The organism is Mycetocola sp. (genome assembly GCF_025464835.1).
Taxonomy (GTDB): domain Bacteria; phylum Actinomycetota; class Actinomycetes; order Actinomycetales; family Microbacteriaceae; genus Mycetocola_A.
Genome location: NZ_JAODMP010000096.1, coordinates 65,900 through 80,729, shown reverse-complemented (window position 1 = coordinate 80,729; position 14,830 = coordinate 65,900). Strand labels below are relative to the sequence as shown.

Annotated in this window: 15 protein-coding genes and 2 tRNA genes; 15 read left to right on the top strand and 2 right to left on the bottom strand. The window is 61.3% G+C overall.

The features are described 5' to 3' along the window. From dnaA to JWP90_RS12255, 11 genes are all read left to right on the top strand, one after another. A partial coding sequence (gene dnaA, locus JWP90_RS12305) for a chromosomal replication initiator protein DnaA (protein WP_297364627.1) occupies positions 1 to 783 on the top strand: 783 nt, incomplete at its 5' end. A gap of 415 nt (positions 784 to 1,198) precedes the next feature. Further along, the gene (gene dnaN / locus JWP90_RS12300; RefSeq protein ID WP_297364624.1) at positions 1,199 to 2,347 is read left to right on the top strand and encodes a DNA polymerase III subunit beta; all 1,149 of its coding nucleotides are present in this window, start codon (positions 1,199 to 1,201) and stop codon (positions 2,345 to 2,347) included. A 37-nt stretch (positions 2,348 to 2,384) separates the two neighbouring features. Then, positions 2,385 to 3,275 carry a phosphogluconate dehydrogenase (NAD(+)-dependent, decarboxylating) gene (gene gnd, locus JWP90_RS12295; RefSeq protein ID WP_297364621.1) on the top strand — a complete coding sequence of 297 codons (891 nt, stop codon included), beginning with the start codon at positions 2,385 to 2,387 and terminating at the stop codon, positions 3,273 to 3,275. A 34-nt stretch (positions 3,276 to 3,309) separates the two neighbouring features. Beyond that, on the top strand, positions 3,310 to 4,494 hold the full coding sequence (gene recF / locus JWP90_RS12290) for a DNA replication/repair protein RecF (RefSeq protein WP_297364619.1): 1,185 nt from the start codon (positions 3,310 to 3,312) through the stop codon (positions 4,492 to 4,494). Next, positions 4,487 to 4,993 carry a DUF721 domain-containing protein gene (locus JWP90_RS12285; protein ID WP_297364617.1) on the top strand — a complete coding sequence of 169 codons (507 nt, stop codon included), beginning with the start codon at positions 4,487 to 4,489 and terminating at the stop codon, positions 4,991 to 4,993. Before recF ends, JWP90_RS12285 begins: the two co-directional genes overlap by 8 nt. A 122-nt stretch (positions 4,994 to 5,115) precedes the next feature. Beyond that, positions 5,116 to 7,125, top strand: a complete 2,010-nt coding sequence (gyrB, locus tag JWP90_RS12280; RefSeq protein ID WP_297364614.1) for a DNA topoisomerase (ATP-hydrolyzing) subunit B — start codon at positions 5,116 to 5,118, stop codon at positions 7,123 to 7,125. A gap of 67 nt (positions 7,126 to 7,192) precedes the next feature. Beyond that, positions 7,193 to 9,733, top strand: coding sequence for a DNA gyrase subunit A (gene gyrA, locus JWP90_RS12275; protein WP_297364638.1), 2,541 nt, complete (start codon positions 7,193 to 7,195; stop codon positions 9,731 to 9,733). Next, complete coding sequence (locus tag JWP90_RS12270; protein ID WP_297364611.1) at positions 9,730 to 10,134, top strand: DUF3566 domain-containing protein; 405 nt, start codon at positions 9,730 to 9,732, stop codon at positions 10,132 to 10,134. Before gyrA ends, JWP90_RS12270 begins: the two co-directional genes overlap by 4 nt. 82 nt (positions 10,135 to 10,216) lie before the next feature. Continuing rightward, positions 10,217 to 10,290, top strand: a tRNA-Ile gene (locus JWP90_RS12265). A gap of 35 nt (positions 10,291 to 10,325) precedes the next feature. Continuing rightward, a tRNA-Ala gene (locus tag JWP90_RS12260) sits at positions 10,326 to 10,398 on the top strand. An 83-nt stretch (positions 10,399 to 10,481) separates the two neighbouring features. Further along, positions 10,482 to 10,895 (top strand): NUDIX hydrolase, encoded by a 414-nt coding sequence (locus JWP90_RS12255; protein WP_297364608.1) that lies wholly within the window; start codon positions 10,482 to 10,484, stop codon positions 10,893 to 10,895. Between the two features lie 23 nt (positions 10,896 to 10,918). Here the strand turns inward: JWP90_RS12255 and JWP90_RS12250 are convergent, their stop codons facing one another. Together JWP90_RS12250 and JWP90_RS12245 are read right to left on the bottom strand one after the other, a co-directional pair. Further along, positions 10,919 to 11,341, bottom strand: a complete 423-nt coding sequence (locus JWP90_RS12250; RefSeq protein ID WP_297364605.1) for a pyridoxamine 5'-phosphate oxidase family protein — start codon at positions 11,339 to 11,341, stop codon at positions 10,919 to 10,921. Between the two features lie 131 nt (positions 11,342 to 11,472). After that, entirely contained in the window at positions 11,473 to 11,994 is a 522-nt protein-coding gene (locus JWP90_RS12245; protein WP_297364602.1) for a DNA helicase, read from the bottom strand. A 107-nt stretch (positions 11,995 to 12,101) separates the two neighbouring features. Between JWP90_RS12245 and JWP90_RS12240 the strand changes: the two genes are divergently transcribed. The 4 genes from JWP90_RS12240 to JWP90_RS12225 all read left to right on the top strand — a co-directional run bounded on the left by JWP90_RS12240 (position 12,102) and on the right by JWP90_RS12225 (position 14,770). Continuing rightward, positions 12,102 to 12,644: a peptidylprolyl isomerase gene (locus JWP90_RS12240; protein WP_297364599.1), complete on the top strand. Its 543-nt coding sequence runs from the start codon at positions 12,102 to 12,104 to the stop codon at positions 12,642 to 12,644. 192 nt (positions 12,645 to 12,836) lie between these two features. Beyond that, complete coding sequence (locus JWP90_RS12235) at positions 12,837 to 13,538, top strand: rhomboid family intramembrane serine protease (protein WP_367182727.1); 702 nt, start codon at positions 12,837 to 12,839, stop codon at positions 13,536 to 13,538. Positions 13,539 to 13,556: 18 nt separating this feature from the next. Continuing rightward, positions 13,557 to 13,802, top strand: coding sequence for a cell division protein CrgA (locus JWP90_RS12230; RefSeq protein WP_297364593.1), 246 nt, complete (start codon positions 13,557 to 13,559; stop codon positions 13,800 to 13,802). Between the two features lie 197 nt (positions 13,803 to 13,999). Further along, on the top strand, positions 14,000 to 14,770 hold the full coding sequence (locus tag JWP90_RS12225; RefSeq protein ID WP_297364590.1) for a class E sortase: 771 nt from the start codon (positions 14,000 to 14,002) through the stop codon (positions 14,768 to 14,770). Positions 14,771 to 14,830 lie beyond the last annotated feature (60 nt).

The window sequence follows — 14,830 nt, the reverse complement described above, 5'->3', positions numbered from 1 at the left end:
GCCAACAACCGAGGATCCGTCTTCCAGGCGCGATACCGCGACATCGACATCCTCCTGATCGACGACATCCAGTTCCTGCAGGGCAAGGCGGAGACGCAAGAAGCGTTCTTCCACACCTTCAACACCTTGCATGACCACAACAAACAGGTGGCGATCACCAGCGACCTGCCTCCCAAAGCGCTCACCGGGTTCGAAGACCGGATGCGATCACGGTTCGAGTGGGGCCTGATCACCGACGTTCAGGTTCCCGACCTGGAGACACGGATCGCGATCCTTCGAAAGAAAGCCCAGAGCGAAAAACTCCAGATCCCGGACGAAGTGCTCGAATTCATCGCCTCGAAGGTGTCGAGTAACATCCGCGAACTCGAGGGAACCCTCATCCGCGTGACCGCGTTCGCGAGCCTCAACCGCACGCCGGTCGACATGAACCTTGTGCAGACGGTGCTGAAAGACCTCATCACCCTCGACGACGACAACGTCATCTCACCGGTCGACATCATCAACATCACGGCCGCCTACTTCAAGCTCAGTGTGGATGACCTCTACGGCTCCAGCCGGTCCCAGGCGATCGCCACTGCCCGTCAGATCGCCATGTATCTCTGTCGCGAACTGACGAATTTGTCGCTTCCGAAGATCGGACAGCTCTTCGGAAACCGCGACCACACGACAGTGATGTACGCGAATAAGAAGATTTCGGACCTCATGCAGGAGCGTCGGTCGATTTATAACCAGGTGACCGAATTGACCAGCCGGATCAAACAAGGGCACCGTTTCACTCGTTAAAGCGGTGCTCACGGGCGGTTAACGTTGTGGAAACTGAGGCGTCGTACACAATGTGGATAACCCTGTGGAAACTCGGCTGAAAACTCGGGCGATTCTGTGCACGGATCTCTGCGGAATGTGTAGAACGGGCTTGGATGCCAGTAACTGCATGGGATCCCGTCGACACCGATTGCACACACGGCCAACAACTCACACTGGTGTAGTTCCCATGAAAACGCTGGCGTGCCGGAAGTTATCCACAGTTTCCACAACGGTTAAGACCATTAACCATTCTTTAACCTTCTCTCCAGCCAATAACCTTTTCCGGCCGTCGTCTTCGCCTCAGGCCGTCGACAGAAGACGTGAATGACAGCGCTTCTCCGACCCGACTAACATGGGGAGCCACTCGTACCTTGAAACGACAGGGGATCCAATCGTGCGGTTTAGCGTCAATCGCGATGTCTTCAGTGAAGCAGTCTCATTCGCGGTGAAGCTATTGCCTCAGCGAACGACACTTCCGATCCTGAGCGGTGTGCTCATCGAAGCCACCGACAGCGGTCTGACCCTGTCGAGTTTCGACTACGAGGTCTCGGCTCAAACAGAGATCAGCGCCCAGGTGGACGAGCCAGGAACGATCCTGGTCTCAGGGCGCCTGCTCGCCGACATCGCCAGCCGGCTGCCGAACGCACCGGTGCAGTTCACCACCAACGAGAACCGCATCGTCGTCTCTTGCGGATCGGCGAACTTCACATTGCTGTCGATGCCTGTCGAGGAATATCCGAGCATCCCGCAGATTTCTGGAGAAACCGGCCTGGTTCCCGGCGAAGATTTCGCTGCAGCAGTCGCACAGGTTGCCGTTGCCGCATCCCGGGATGACGTCACTCCAGTGATCACCGGTGTTCAGCTCGAAGTCACCGACAACCGGCTGAGCCTGGTCGCCACCGACCGTTACCGCGTCGCCGTTCGTGAGATCGACTGGGACAACGGCGACAACACCGCGGCAGACGGCCTCGTTGCCCTGGTTCCCGCACGAACTCTGCAGGAAGTCGGCAAGACCTTCGGCCATTCTTCGACGATCTCGGTCGCCTTCACCAGCAAGGACGACCGGGAACTCATCGCGTTCACGGCCGACAAAAAGACCGTCACTTCACTGCTGATCAAGGGTTCATTCCCCCCGGTTCGCCGGCTGTTCCCGGATTCCAGCGAGAATTACGCCGTCATCAACACGGCCGAGCTGATCGAAGCCGTCCGCCGGGTGTCGCTGGTACTCGAACGTGAAGCGGCTCTGCGCTTCACCTTCACGATCGATGGGCTGACCATGGAGGCCGTCGGTTCAGAGCAGGCGCAGGCATCCGAAGCGATCGACGCACTGCTCACCGGCGACGACATCGTGCTCAGCCTCAAACCACAGTTCCTCATCGACGGGCTCACTGCCGTCCGCAGCGAGTACGTGCGGTTCTCGTTCACGAAGAGCGAGAACACCAACAAGCCTGGTCCCATGCTCATCACCAGCCAGTCGTCGAAAGACCAGCCGGGAGCCGACAGCTTCAAGTACCTGCTGCAGCCCAACCTGCTCCTGCGCTGACTCGAATCACCCTCCCAACCTCGAAGGAACAACTCGCATGCACATCGGTCTCATCGGACTCGGCAGAATGGGCGCCAACATGCGGACCCGCCTGCGGAACGCGGGCATCGAGGTCACCGGATTCGACAAGAATGCGGATGTCTCGGATGTCGCGACTCTGGACGATCTCGTCGCTGCGCTGCCGTCGCCCCGCACCGTCTGGGTCATGGTGCCCGCGGGCAAGATCACCGACGATGTCGTCGCCCAGCTCAACGATCGGCTTGACGCCGGTGACCTCGTCATCGACGGAGGGAACAGCCGGTTCACCGAGGACTTCAAGCACGCAGAACTTCTCTCTGCCAAGGGCATCGACTACATCGACGCCGGTGTCTCGGGCGGGGTTTGGGGACTCGAGAACGGTTACGGCCTGATGGTCGGCGGATCCACGGCGCAGGTGGAGCGGGTCATGCCGGTCTTCGACGCTCTCCGGCCGGAAGGTCCGCGTGAGGAGGGCTTCGTTCACGTTGGGGAGGTCGGTGCCGGGCACTACGCGAAGATGGTGCACAACGGCATCGAATATGCGCTCATGCAGGCGTATGCCGAAGGATTCGAGCTGCTCGAGAAGCGCGAAGACATCATCCGTGACGTACCGGGTACCTTCAAAGCCTGGCAGCGCGGAACCGTGGTGCGGTCCTGGCTGCTGGAGCTCCTCGTCCGTGCCCTCGACGAAGATGACGATCTCTCGGAGATCGAAGGATACGTGGAGGATTCAGGCGAAGGCCGATGGACGATCGAGGAGGCCGTCGCCAATGCCGTGCCCGTGCCGACCATCTCGGCATCCATTTTCGCGCGATTCGTTTCGCGCCAGGACGACTCCCCGGCAATGAAGGCCGTGGCTGCGCTCCGGAACCAGTTCGGCGGGCACGCGGTCAAGAAGTCTGACGACTGAAGCGGCTGTCAGGCGCCATCGGTAGGCTTACTCGGTGATCGTCACCCACCTCAACCTCAGTAATTACCGCAACTATGCGGTCGCTGACGTAGCGATGGCACCGGGCGCGAACCTTTTCGTCGGCCGTAACGGACAGGGCAAGACAAACCTCGTCGAAGCGCTCGGTTATCTGTCCACCCTTGGATCACACCGCGTCTCCACCGATGCCGCACTGATTCGGGCCGGTGAGGACGCCGCAGTGATCCGCGCCCGGCTGCAGCACAAGGGCCGGGATATCCTCGCAGAAGTCCAGATCAACCGTACGGGAGCCAACCGTGCCCAGATCAATCGAGGGCAGATCAAACCTCGTGAGCTGCCGCGGTACTTTTCGAGCGTCCTGTTCGCACCCGAAGATCTCGGCATCATCCGGGGCGATCCCTCCGGGCGCCGCCGGTTCCTCGACCAGCTGCTCGTCCTCCATACTCCTCGGCTTGCCGGGGTCCTCACGGACTATGAGCGGACGCTGAAGCAGCGCAACTCGCTGTTGAAATCGGCCCGGGTGTCTGGCTTGAAGGCGAACCAGCTGACCACACTCGAGATCTGGGATGACAAACTCGTCTCGCTCGGTTCCGAAATCGTCGACGAGAGAGTGGCCCTGATCGAATCGCTCAGACAGCCGATCCGCGATGCGTACGCTTCCGTTGTCGGCGACGATCACCGGCCGAGGTTGACCGCGCTGCTCAGCATCGACGGAGTCGACACCGATACGGATGTTCCGTCCACCGCGCCGTCCGCGAATCTCGGTGGTGCACCAGCGGCCGGCACCGCTGAGCGGTTCCGCACCGCTTTGGCGTTGCAGCGCCGCAGCGAGCTCGAACGCGGACTGACTTTGGTGGGGCCGCACCGGGACGACGTCTTGTTCGAGCTGAATTCTCTGCCGGTGAAGGGGTACGCGAGCCATGGCGAGACCTGGTCGTTCGCGCTCGCCCTCAAACTGGCGTCAGCTGACCTACTTCGTCGCGACTCGAACACGGGCGACCCGGTACTCATCCTCGATGACGTCTTCGCCGAGCTGGACCTGAACCGCCGTGCCCGACTGGCCGCAGCGGTTGCCGGTTTCGAGCAGGTTCTCATCACCGCAGCTGTTCTGGATGATGTACCGGAGGCGCTCACCGCACAGACCGTGCACATCTCGGCCGGCCGCATCCTCGAAACCGCCGAGGAGGTCTCCCGTGGCTGAGCTCAATCGTGGCGGTGAATCTCTCTCCGAATCCGCGCGCGTCTATGTGCGCTTCAAGGAGCTGTTCGGCGGCCAGAAACACTACGCAAAAAGCAAACGGAACCGAAAAACAGATCCTGCCGAGAGCATCCCGTTCGGACACGGTCGCGACCCCAAGGGTGTCGGCGACGTACTCGGGACGCTGACCAGCCAGCTGGGCTGGGATTCACCGCTCGCCCAGTCCGACCTCGTCGCGAACTGGAAGGAACTCGCCGGGGAAGAGACGGCCAACCACTCATCTCCGGTGGGAATCGAACAGGGTGTGCTCAGCGTGCAGTGCGAATCGACCGCATGGGCAACGCAGCTCCGATTGATGCGGGTCGACATCATGACGCACATCGCCGTGAGGTACCCGGAAGCCGGCATAGAGAGCATCCGGTTTTTAGGACCCAACGTCCCAACCTTCAAACGCGGTCCCAGATCGGTTCAGGGGCGTGGCGTGCGCGATACCTACGGTTAACCAGACAAATCTGGTCGCCCGTGCGATAAAAGTGGCTGAGAGGGGCATATCGGCCCCGAAGCGGTCGCGTTCTTGATAGAATTACATGTCGAGCACGAACACGGTTTGGAGCCTAATTTCATATGTCATCAGAACCGAACAGGTCCGCAGACAACAGTGACTACGGCGCAAGCCAAATTCAGGTTCTCGAAGGTCTCGAAGCCGTACGCAAACGTCCAGGAATGTACATCGGTTCCACCGGTCCGCGCGGTTTACACCACTTGGTTTACGAGATCGTCGATAACGCTGTCGACGAGGCCCTGGCAGGCTACTGCGACAACATCGAGGTTACGATCCTCCCCGACGGCGCCGTGCGCGTTGTCGATAACGGCCGCGGAATCCCCGTCGACATCCACCCCGTCGAGGGCAAATCGACCGTCGAAGTCGTCCTGACGATCCTGCACGCCGGCGGAAAGTTCGGTGGGGGCGGTTACGCCGTCTCCGGTGGACTGCATGGAGTGGGCAGCTCGGTGGTCAACGCTCTTTCCAGCCGTCTTGACGTCGAAGTTCGGCGCCAGGGTTCCGTCTGGCGTGCGACGTTCCACGACGGTGTCGCCGATGCACCCCTCGCACAGGGTGAAGACTCCGATGAGACCGGAACGACGGTCACATTCTGGCCCAGTGCCGAGATTTTCGAGACGATCGAATTCGACTACGACACCCTCCGCACCCGGTTCCAGCAGATGGCGTTCCTCAACAAAGGGCTGCGGATCGCTCTGCACGACGAGCGACCTGACCACCTGGTCGAGGCATCAACCGGTGTCGACGGCAAAGAGCCGGAACTGGTTCAGCAGTCGAACGTCTTTCTCTACGAGCGCGGACTCGTCGACTACGTCGAGTACCTCAACCACGCGCGGAAAGCCGATCTCGTCAATGACGAGATCATCTCGTTCGAAACCGAAGACGACAACCGCAAGATCGCCCTCGAAGTCGCCATGCAATGGACGACCGCGTACACGGAGAGCGTGCACACCTACGCGAACACGATCAACACCCACGAGGGTGGAACCCACGAAGAGGGTTTCCGCGCCGCACTGACCACACTTGTCAACAAGTACGCCCGCGAGAAGGGGCTGCTCAAGGAGAAGGACGACAACCTCTCCGGCGACGACGTGCGCGAGGGCCTGACCGCGGTCATCTCCGTGAAACTCACCGAACCGCAGTTCGAAGGCCAGACGAAGACCAAACTCGGCAACACCGAGGCCAAGGCGTTCGTGCAGAAGGTGGTGGGCGATCAGCTCGGTGACTGGTTCGGGCGCAACCCTGCCCAAGCCAAGGAGATCATCCGAAAGGCTTTCCAGGCGGCGACCGCGCGCATGGCTGCCCGCAAGGCCCGAGAGACCGCCCGCCGCAAGGGACTTCTCGAGGGTGGCGGCATGCCCGGAAAACTCAAGGACTGCCAGTCCAAGGACCCCTCGCTTTCCGAAATCTTCATCGTCGAGGGTGACTCGGCAGGCGGATCGGCAGTCCAGGGACGAAACCCTGAGACGCAGGCGATCCTCCCGCTTCGTGGCAAAATCCTCAACGTCGAAAAGGCACGGCTTGACCGTGCCCTCGGTAACGCTGAGGTACAGGCGATGATCACAGCGTTCGGCGCCGGAATAGGCGAAGACTTCAACCCTGAAAAGGCTCGCTATCACAAGATCGTCCTGATGGCCGATGCTGACGTCGACGGCCAGCACATCACCACGTTGCTGCTCACGCTGCTCTTCCGGTACATGCGCCCATTGATCGATTTCGGGTACGTGTACCTGGCGCAGCCGCCGCTTTTCAAGCTCAAGTGGTCCAATGCGGCCCACGAGTATGTCTACAGCGACGCGGAACGGGACGCTCGGCTTGCCGCAGGCGCCGCCGCCGGCCGCCGGATTCCGAAGGAGAACGGCATCCAGCGGTACAAGGGCCTCGGCGAGATGGACTACAAGGAGCTGTGGGAAACCACGATGGCGCCAGAGACCCGCACGCTGATGCAGGTCACCCTCGACGACGCTGCTGCCGCAGACGAGATTTTTTCCACCCTGATGGGCGAGGACGTCGAGTCCCGCCGCAACTTCATCCAAAAGAACGCGAAGGACGTGCGGTTCCTTGACATCTAACGACGACACCACTCGAGACACCAGCCTCCCGGAGGACGCCGTCACAGACGAAACCACCGACCCCGGCGTGCACGGAAAGATCAGCCAGGTCGACCTGCAGCTGGAAATGCAGCGGTCGTACCTCGACTACGCGATGAGCGTCATCGTCGGCCGTGCGCTTCCCGAGGTGCGGGACGGCATGAAGCCCGTTCACCGCCGCGTGATCTATGCGATGTACGACGGCGGGTACCGGCCAGACAAGGCATTCTCGAAGTGCGCTCGCGTGGTCGGCGATGTCATGGGACAGTTCCACCCCCACGGTGACTCCGCCATCTACGACGCGCTTGTTCGGCTCGTCCAGCCGTGGAGTCTGCGCTACCCGTTGGCTCTTGGCCAGGGCAACTTCGGGTCCCCCGGAAACGACGGCGCAGCAGCACCGCGATACACCGAGACCAAGATGGCCCCGCTGGCCATGGAGATGGTCAGGGACATCGATGAAGACACCGTCGACTTCCAGGACAACTACGACGGCCGCACCCAGGAGCCCGCTGTGCTCCCGGCCCGCTTCCCGAATCTTCTGGTAAACGGGTCGGTCGGCATCGCGGTGGGCATGGCGACCAACATCCCGCCGCACAACCTTCGCGAGGTCTCGGCCGGCGCCCTGTGGCACCTCGCGAACCCGGATGCTTCGCGTGAACAACTGCTCGAAGCCCTCATGCAGCGCATCAAGGGTCCCGACTTCCCGACCGGCGCCCAGATCCTCGGAGTCAAGGGCATTCACGACGCCTACACGACGGGCCGGGGTTCGATCACGATGCGGGCCGTCGTGAACGTAGAAGAGATCCAGGGTCGTACCTGCCTCGTCGTGACGGAGTTGCCGTACCAGGTGAACCCCGACAATCTGGCCGTCAAGATCGCCGACATGGTCAAGGATGGCAAGATCTCCGGCATCGCCGACATCCGTGACGAGACCTCTGGCCGCACCGGCCAGCGCCTCGTCATCGTGCTCAAGCGCGACGCGGTTGCCAAGGTCGTGCTTAACAACCTGTACAAGCACACCTCGCTGCAGGAGAACTTCGGCGCCAACATGCTGGCGATCGTTGACGGCATCCCGCGCACCCTCGCGCTCGACGGATTCATCACCGCCTGGACAGCCCACCAGATCGATGTCATCGTCCGGCGCACCACCCACCGTCTGATGAAGGCCGAGGAACGCGCACACATCCTCCGCGGCTATTTGAAGGCCCTCGACGCCCTCGACGAGGTCATCGCGCTCATCCGCCGGTCGGGAACCGTCGAAGACGCCCGCGACGGGCTGATGGACCTGCTCGCCATCGACGAACTGCAGGCACGTGCGATCCTCGAGATGCAGCTGCGCCGTCTGGCCGCCCTGGAACGTCAGAAGATCATCGACGAGCACGACGAGATCGAACGTGAGATCACCGAGTACAAGGCGATCCTCGCCAGCCCTGAGCGCCAGCGCACCATCGTGAGCGATGAGCTCACAGGGATCGTCGAGCGGTACGGAGACGACCGCCGCACCGAGATCATGTTCGGCTACGACGGCGACATGTCCATCGAAGACCTCATTCCCGAGGAAGAGATGGTCATCTCCGTCACCCGCGGCGGATACATCAAGCGCACACGGAGCGACAATTATCGGCAGCAGCACCGTGGCGGCAAGGGCGTCAAGGGCGCCCAGCTTCGCGCGGACGACGTCGTCGACCACTTCTTCGTCACCACCACCCACCACTGGTTGCTGTTCTTCAGCAACAAGGGCCGGGTCTATCGTGCCAAGGCCTACGAAGTGCAGGAAGCCGGGCGGGATGCGAAGGGGCAGCACGTCGCGAACCTGCTGGCCATGCAGCCCGATGAAGAGATCGCCGAGATCCTCGACATCCCGGACTACCAGGCTGCTACCTACCTGGTGCTGGCCACCCGCAACGGACTCGTGAAGAAGACGGCGCTCAGCGAATACGACACCAACCGCACGGGTGGCATCATCGCGATCAACCTGCGCGACGGTGACGAACTGGTCGGAGCCCTCCTCGTCGAGGACGACAGCGACCTGTTCCTCGTCTCGCGTCGTGGCATGTCGATCCGATTCACCGCGAGCGATGAGGCGTTACGGCCGATGGGACGATCCACCTCGGGCGTGATCGGAATGAACTTCCGAGACAACGATGAGCTGCTTTCGGTGTCTGTTCTCCCGGCAGCCCCCGAAACCGATGCATTCGTCTTCATCGCCACCGAAGGCGGGTACGCGAAACGCACCGCGGTGGAACAGTATCGACTCCAGAACCGTGGCGGTTTGGGCATCAAGGTCGCCAAGTACAACGAAGACCGCGGTCACCTCGCCGGTGCGCTCATCGTGAGTGAAGACGACGAAGTGCTTGTGGTTCTTGCCACCGGCAAGGTGGTAAGGTCTGCCGTGGCCGAAGTTCCCGCCAAGGGCAGGGACACCATGGGCGTCGTCTTCGCGCGATTCGCTGACGACGATCGCATTATTGCCCTGGCCAGGAACAGTGACCGTAATCTTGTCGCCGTGGATGCAGAAGCAGCCGAAGTTCTCACCGTGAACGAAGCTGCAGCGCCCGCGAGTGAGGCTGAGAAGGAAGAAGAAGTATGAGTAGCGTTGCCGAGAAGCTCGCGAACAAGTCGACCAAGCGCACGTCGACCAAACAGGTACGGCTGAAACTGGTCTACATCGACTTCTGGTCGGCAGTGAAATTGTCGTTCCTGCTCGCGGTGGCTCTCGCCATCGTGACCATCATCGTGTTCTTCCTCGTCTACACAGTCCTCGACCAGACGAAAATCTTCGATCAGGTCAACTCACTGTTCACTGAGGTCGCGGGAGCAGGCCAGGACCTCACCGCCATCTTCAACCTCGGTCGTGTGATGGGCTTCGCGGTCGTCGTTGCTATCCTCAACCTCATCGTGGTGACGGCACTCGGCGCGCTGTGTGCGGCTCTGTACAACCTCAGCGTGAAAATCACCGGTGGACTGCTGGTCGGGTTCACCAACAACTGATTCGTCCTCGTCGAGGGGGCCCTCCCAGCCCCCTCGATTAGAACATATGGCGAATTTCAGGTAGTCTCAAAGCTGCCCAAACGGGGATATAGCTCAGGCGGTTAGAGCGCTTCGCTGATAACGAAGAGGTCCCAGGTTCAAGTCCTGGTATCCCCACTCGGGAGACGTTTTTCACACAGTTTCCCGTAATCGGGGCCTTAGCTCAATTGGTAGAGCGCCTGCTTTGCAAGCAGGAGGTCAGGGGTTCGATTCCCCTAGGCTCCACAGGAAGAGAAAGCCCGCCTCATCATGAGGCGGGCTTTTCTCGTACCCGGCATGAAGTCCCTCTCGGTGAGTATTGTGTCCTCATGGACATACGAGTCGCCGCCTACGGGGTAATCATCGACGGCGATCGAATCCTCCTCGCGCACTGGCGCGAACACGGTCGCAGCGGCTGGACGTTGCCTGGTGGGGGCATCAATCCCGGCGAAGACCCAGCGGATGCTGCGGTGCGGGAAATCCTCGAGGAGACGGGCTACACGGCCGAACTGGACGAACTGCTTGGAATCTCTTCGTTCGTGACGCAAGCTGAGGACCGTCTCACCCCGGGAGCGACCCAAGCGCTGCACGGTTTACGGATCATCTACCGTGCTCATGTGACCGGCGGTGAACTCACCGACGAAGTGGGTGGGTCGACCGACCACGCCGCGTGGCATCCGCTGAACGAGATTTCATCGCTCGACCGGGTCGGTCTCGTGGACCTCGCCCTCGCCATGCTGTAACTGGTCAGTGAGGTTACGCTCGCTCAGTCCGTGGGCTCCAGCGTCTCAGTGTCATCGTCGCCGGGCTCAAAAAGTCGACCGCTCACCGAACTCGGCACAATGCGGACAACGACGTCTCTGGGTCCGTGAGCGAACGGGTTGCGCAGCCGATCCGCGACCGGCTCGATCTCCTCGTCGTACTCGAGCCGCCGCGCGAGTCCATGCACCACAACACTCCAGGCCCGGCCGCCGGTCAGATCGTCTGCCTCGAACAACACGGCGGCGTTGGAAGCCAGGGCGGCGAGCTTGTCCCCGGGTGCCGTTCGAAAATAGACGGCTCCATCCAAGACGGTGTGCGTCACGGGATAAATGTCCGTGACGTCGCCCACCGAGACAACGATCCGCCCGACCGGCGCTCCGGCAAGCAGCTCGAGTGATTCGGCTTCAGCCAATTCCCGTACCGGCATGATTCGTTCCTCACTAGGCGCAGACAAAGGCGTTCTTCATCCTCGCTGGTGGACCGGCGGAACACCAGGGCTTGCCCTGTATCAAAAAAGACCGGCCCCCGACGGGGACCGGCCTTTATTCAGTCTGAGGTTCAGAGGTTCGGCAGTGCCGGCTCTTCATCCGCAACCCACAGTTCGTCGTCGGCGCGGAATGTCTGCCAGACGGCGTAAGCCACGCCGGCCGCCGCCAGAACACCGGCCCCGACGGCGATGACGCCGCCGACGTTCGACGTCTTCTTGGGCGGAGGTTTCGGCTGGAAGCGCTCGAGGGCCGCACGGACCCGGTGGTCCTTGGCAATGTCTCCAATGGACAAGACACTGCCGACAACCCCACCGAGCACCGGGAAGACCGTCTTGTCGAGGCCGCGCCTGGCGCCCTCGACGACGCCGCGGGATGCGGCATATCCACGGTCGACGACCGGCTGGACCTTGTGTTCGTACGTGCTCACGACGGAGGGGACGACCTGTTCACGGCCATATGCACCCAACTGCCTACTCGCCTCGCGGGCGACGTGGTTGGCGTGGTCAAGAATCTCCTGCTGGGCGTGCCACAACTCATTGGCCTCACCCTTGAGTCGCTTGAGTTCTTTCTTGCGCTTGCGTGACAGACTCACCGCTGACCTCCATTGATCTCGTTTTTGACGCGACAGACCTCCATCTTGCCACCGAATGGCCCGAACGCCACCCGGACGGGGTCAATGCGTGTGTAAGAATTGAAAACATGTCAAAGCACACCGCTGTCGCAACCCTTCACACCAACTACGGCGATATCAAGGTCAACCTCTTCGGAGACCACGCCCCCAAGACGGTCAAGAACTTCGTTGGACTTGCTACGGGCGAGATCGAATGGACTGACGAGCGCACCGGTGAGACCAGGAAGAACACCCCCCTTTACAACGGTGTCATCTTCCACCGCATCATTCCCGGCTTCATGATCCAGGGCGGAGACCCGCTCGGCAACGGCACCGGTGGCCCGGGCTACAAGTTCGATGACGAGATCAACCCTGAGCTCAACTTCAACGAGCCGTACATGCTCGCCATGGCAAATGCCGGCAAGATCGCCGGCAAGGGCACCAATGGCTCGCAGTTCTTCATCACGGTCGGCAACACGAGCTGGCTGCAGGGCAAGCACACCATCTTCGGCGCTGTCGAAGACGAAGCGAGTCGCAAGGTCGTCGACAAGCTCGCCGAGGTTCCTCGCGACGCCCGTGACCGCCCCCTCGACGACATCGTCATCGAGAGCGTCACGGTTGCCGACGTCTAAACAGCAAACACCGGCCGGTCCTCGTCCCTGCCTCGTACGATGAGCCAGTCATCTGTGCCACCGGTACGATCGGGCAGCTTTTGTTACCGGCATCCCGATCGACAGAGTTTCGTGCTGTGCCAGCGGTGCGGGCGCACCATCTGTGGTGAGTGTCAAACCCAGGGTGCGGTCGGGGTCATCTGCCCCGAGTGCATGAGGGAGCAGCGCAAGACGGCTCCTCGCGTAAGGACCGGGTTCTTCAGCCGGAGCAGCGATCGCCCGATCGTCACATACGTTCTCATCGCTGCAACGGCCTTCGTCTTCCTGTTGCAACTGATCCCGGGACTCGGAATCACTCAGTATCTTCTTTACGCGGGTGTGTATTCGACCCCGCTCGCGTTCGAGCCCTGGCGGATGCTCACGACGGTCTTCGTTCATTCCCAGAACCTGATCTTCCATGTCGCCCTGAACATGTACTCGCTGTGGCTGTTCGGGCAGGCGCTCGAGCCCATGCTTGGCCGAGCGCGTTTCCTGACGCTCTATCTCCTTTCGGGTTTCGCTGGTTCGCTTGGGGTCCTGTTCCTCACCGCTGGCAACGTGCCGGTGGTCGGTGCATCCGGTGCCATCTTCGGACTGATGGGCGCGTTCCTCGTCATCCAGCGCAAACGCGGTGGAAACATGAACGGCCTGCTCGTCCTCGTCGGCATCAACCTCGTGATCGGCTTCATCCCCGGCATCAACGTTGCCTGGCAGGCACACGTCGGAGGACTTGTCGGCGGTGCGCTGGCCGGGCTCATCTACTACGAAACGCGTCACCTGCGACACAAGAGCCGACAGACTTTGTTGATCACGGCGCTCTGTGTCGCGCTCGTCGCCGCCAGCCTCATCCCGTTCGCAAGCGCTTTTCTCCTGTAACCGACTAGAATCGGCCATATGGCACGCGACAAGACGAAGAGCACCCAGGCCGCCCCGAGCACTCAGCGCTCCGGTGAGCAGGCACCAAACCCGGTTTGGTTCAAGCCGGTCATGTTCGGGTTCATGCTCCTGGGTCTTGCCTGGATCATCGTCTTCTATGTCAGCCAGGGTGCTCTGCCGATCCCGGCTCTAGAGTCCTGGAACATCGTCGTCGGCTTCGGGATCGCGTTCATCGGTTTCCTGATGACCACGCGCTGGCGGTAGTTTCCACAGGTTTATCCCGGCGCGCCCGGGATTCTCCACAGCCCCTTCGGCGGCAATTCGCAAAAACCCAGACCAGAGTTATTAACAGGGTTATTAACACTGTGGACAATTACACCAGTGTAATTATCCCCAGTGTGTGGATAACCCTGTGTAGAACTTTCCGGTTCCCGAAAAGTTCGTCCGGCTAGACTGACGAGATGCCCGTCAGCTCGCCGTTCGCTCCGTCGCGGAGTGCCCGCGGGGGCCGAGAGCGCAAACCAGCGCGCCGGATCCGCGCGACCGGGGTTATCGGCGAACTGCTCGTAACGGCTGGTGTTCTGGTTTTGCTGTTCCTCGCCTGGCAGCTGTGGCTGAACGATGCGGTCCTTCGTGCCACCCAGGACCATGATGCCGCCCAGCTGAGCGAGAGATGGCAGACGGGCCCGCTTGCAGCAACTGAATTGCCACAGGAACAGATGGATCCGGTCGTTTTGGGTCAGCCCGCTGACACTGAGGTGTTCGGTGTTCTCCGCGTACCTCGATTCGGCGATGACTATGCAGCCAAACTTGCTGGCGGCGTATCAACCTCGCGCACGCTCAACACTGTTGGCCTCGGACACTACCCAGACACCCAGATGCCCGGCCAGCCCGGAAACTTCGCCGTCGCCGGTCACCGAAACTCCTACGGCAAACCGCTCAACCTGATCGGTGAGCTCCGTGTCGGTGACGCCATCGTCGTCGAGGTACCCGAGGGCTGGTACACCTATCGGTTCCGCACACTCGAGTACGTCGAACCGTCCGGGGTCGGCGTTCTCAACCCGGTCCCGCAGGCTGACGGGGTAGAAGCCTCCGACTCGATCATCACTCTGACCAGTTGCAACCCCGCCTTCTCAACCGAGGAGCGTATCATCGCCTATGGCGCGTTCGAATCGTGGACGCCCCGCACCGCTGGTGAACCCGCGTCGTTAAGCGATCCGGTGGAGGACTGACCGTGTACGGAGCACTGTGGCGTGCACTGCCGGGTCCGGTGTGGGTTCGGATTCTGCTCG

What these genes read in the sequence shown, in the direction of transcription:
- gnd (WP_297364621.1), top strand. Translation starts at nt 2,385, where the DNA reads ATGCACATCGGTCTCATCGGACTCGGCAGAATGGGCGCCAACATGCGG.
- gyrB (WP_297364614.1), top strand. Translation starts at nt 5,116, where the DNA reads ATGTCATCAGAACCGAACAGGTCCGCAGACAACAGTGACTACGGCGCA.
- JWP90_RS12270 (WP_297364611.1), top strand. Translation starts at nt 9,730, where the DNA reads ATGAGTAGCGTTGCCGAGAAGCTCGCGAACAAGTCGACCAAGCGCACG.
- JWP90_RS12255 (WP_297364608.1), top strand. Translation starts at nt 10,482, where the DNA reads ATGGACATACGAGTCGCCGCCTACGGGGTAATCATCGACGGCGATCGA.
- JWP90_RS12250 (WP_297364605.1), bottom strand. Translation starts at nt 11,341, where the DNA reads ATGCCGGTACGGGAATTGGCTGAAGCCGAATCACTCGAGCTGCTTGCC.
- JWP90_RS12240 (WP_297364599.1), top strand. Translation starts at nt 12,102, where the DNA reads ATGTCAAAGCACACCGCTGTCGCAACCCTTCACACCAACTACGGCGAT.
- JWP90_RS12235 (WP_367182727.1), top strand. Translation starts at nt 12,837, where the DNA reads ATGAGGGAGCAGCGCAAGACGGCTCCTCGCGTAAGGACCGGGTTCTTC.
- JWP90_RS12230 (WP_297364593.1), top strand. Translation starts at nt 13,557, where the DNA reads ATGGCACGCGACAAGACGAAGAGCACCCAGGCCGCCCCGAGCACTCAG.
- JWP90_RS12225 (WP_297364590.1), top strand. Translation starts at nt 14,000, where the DNA reads ATGCCCGTCAGCTCGCCGTTCGCTCCGTCGCGGAGTGCCCGCGGGGGC.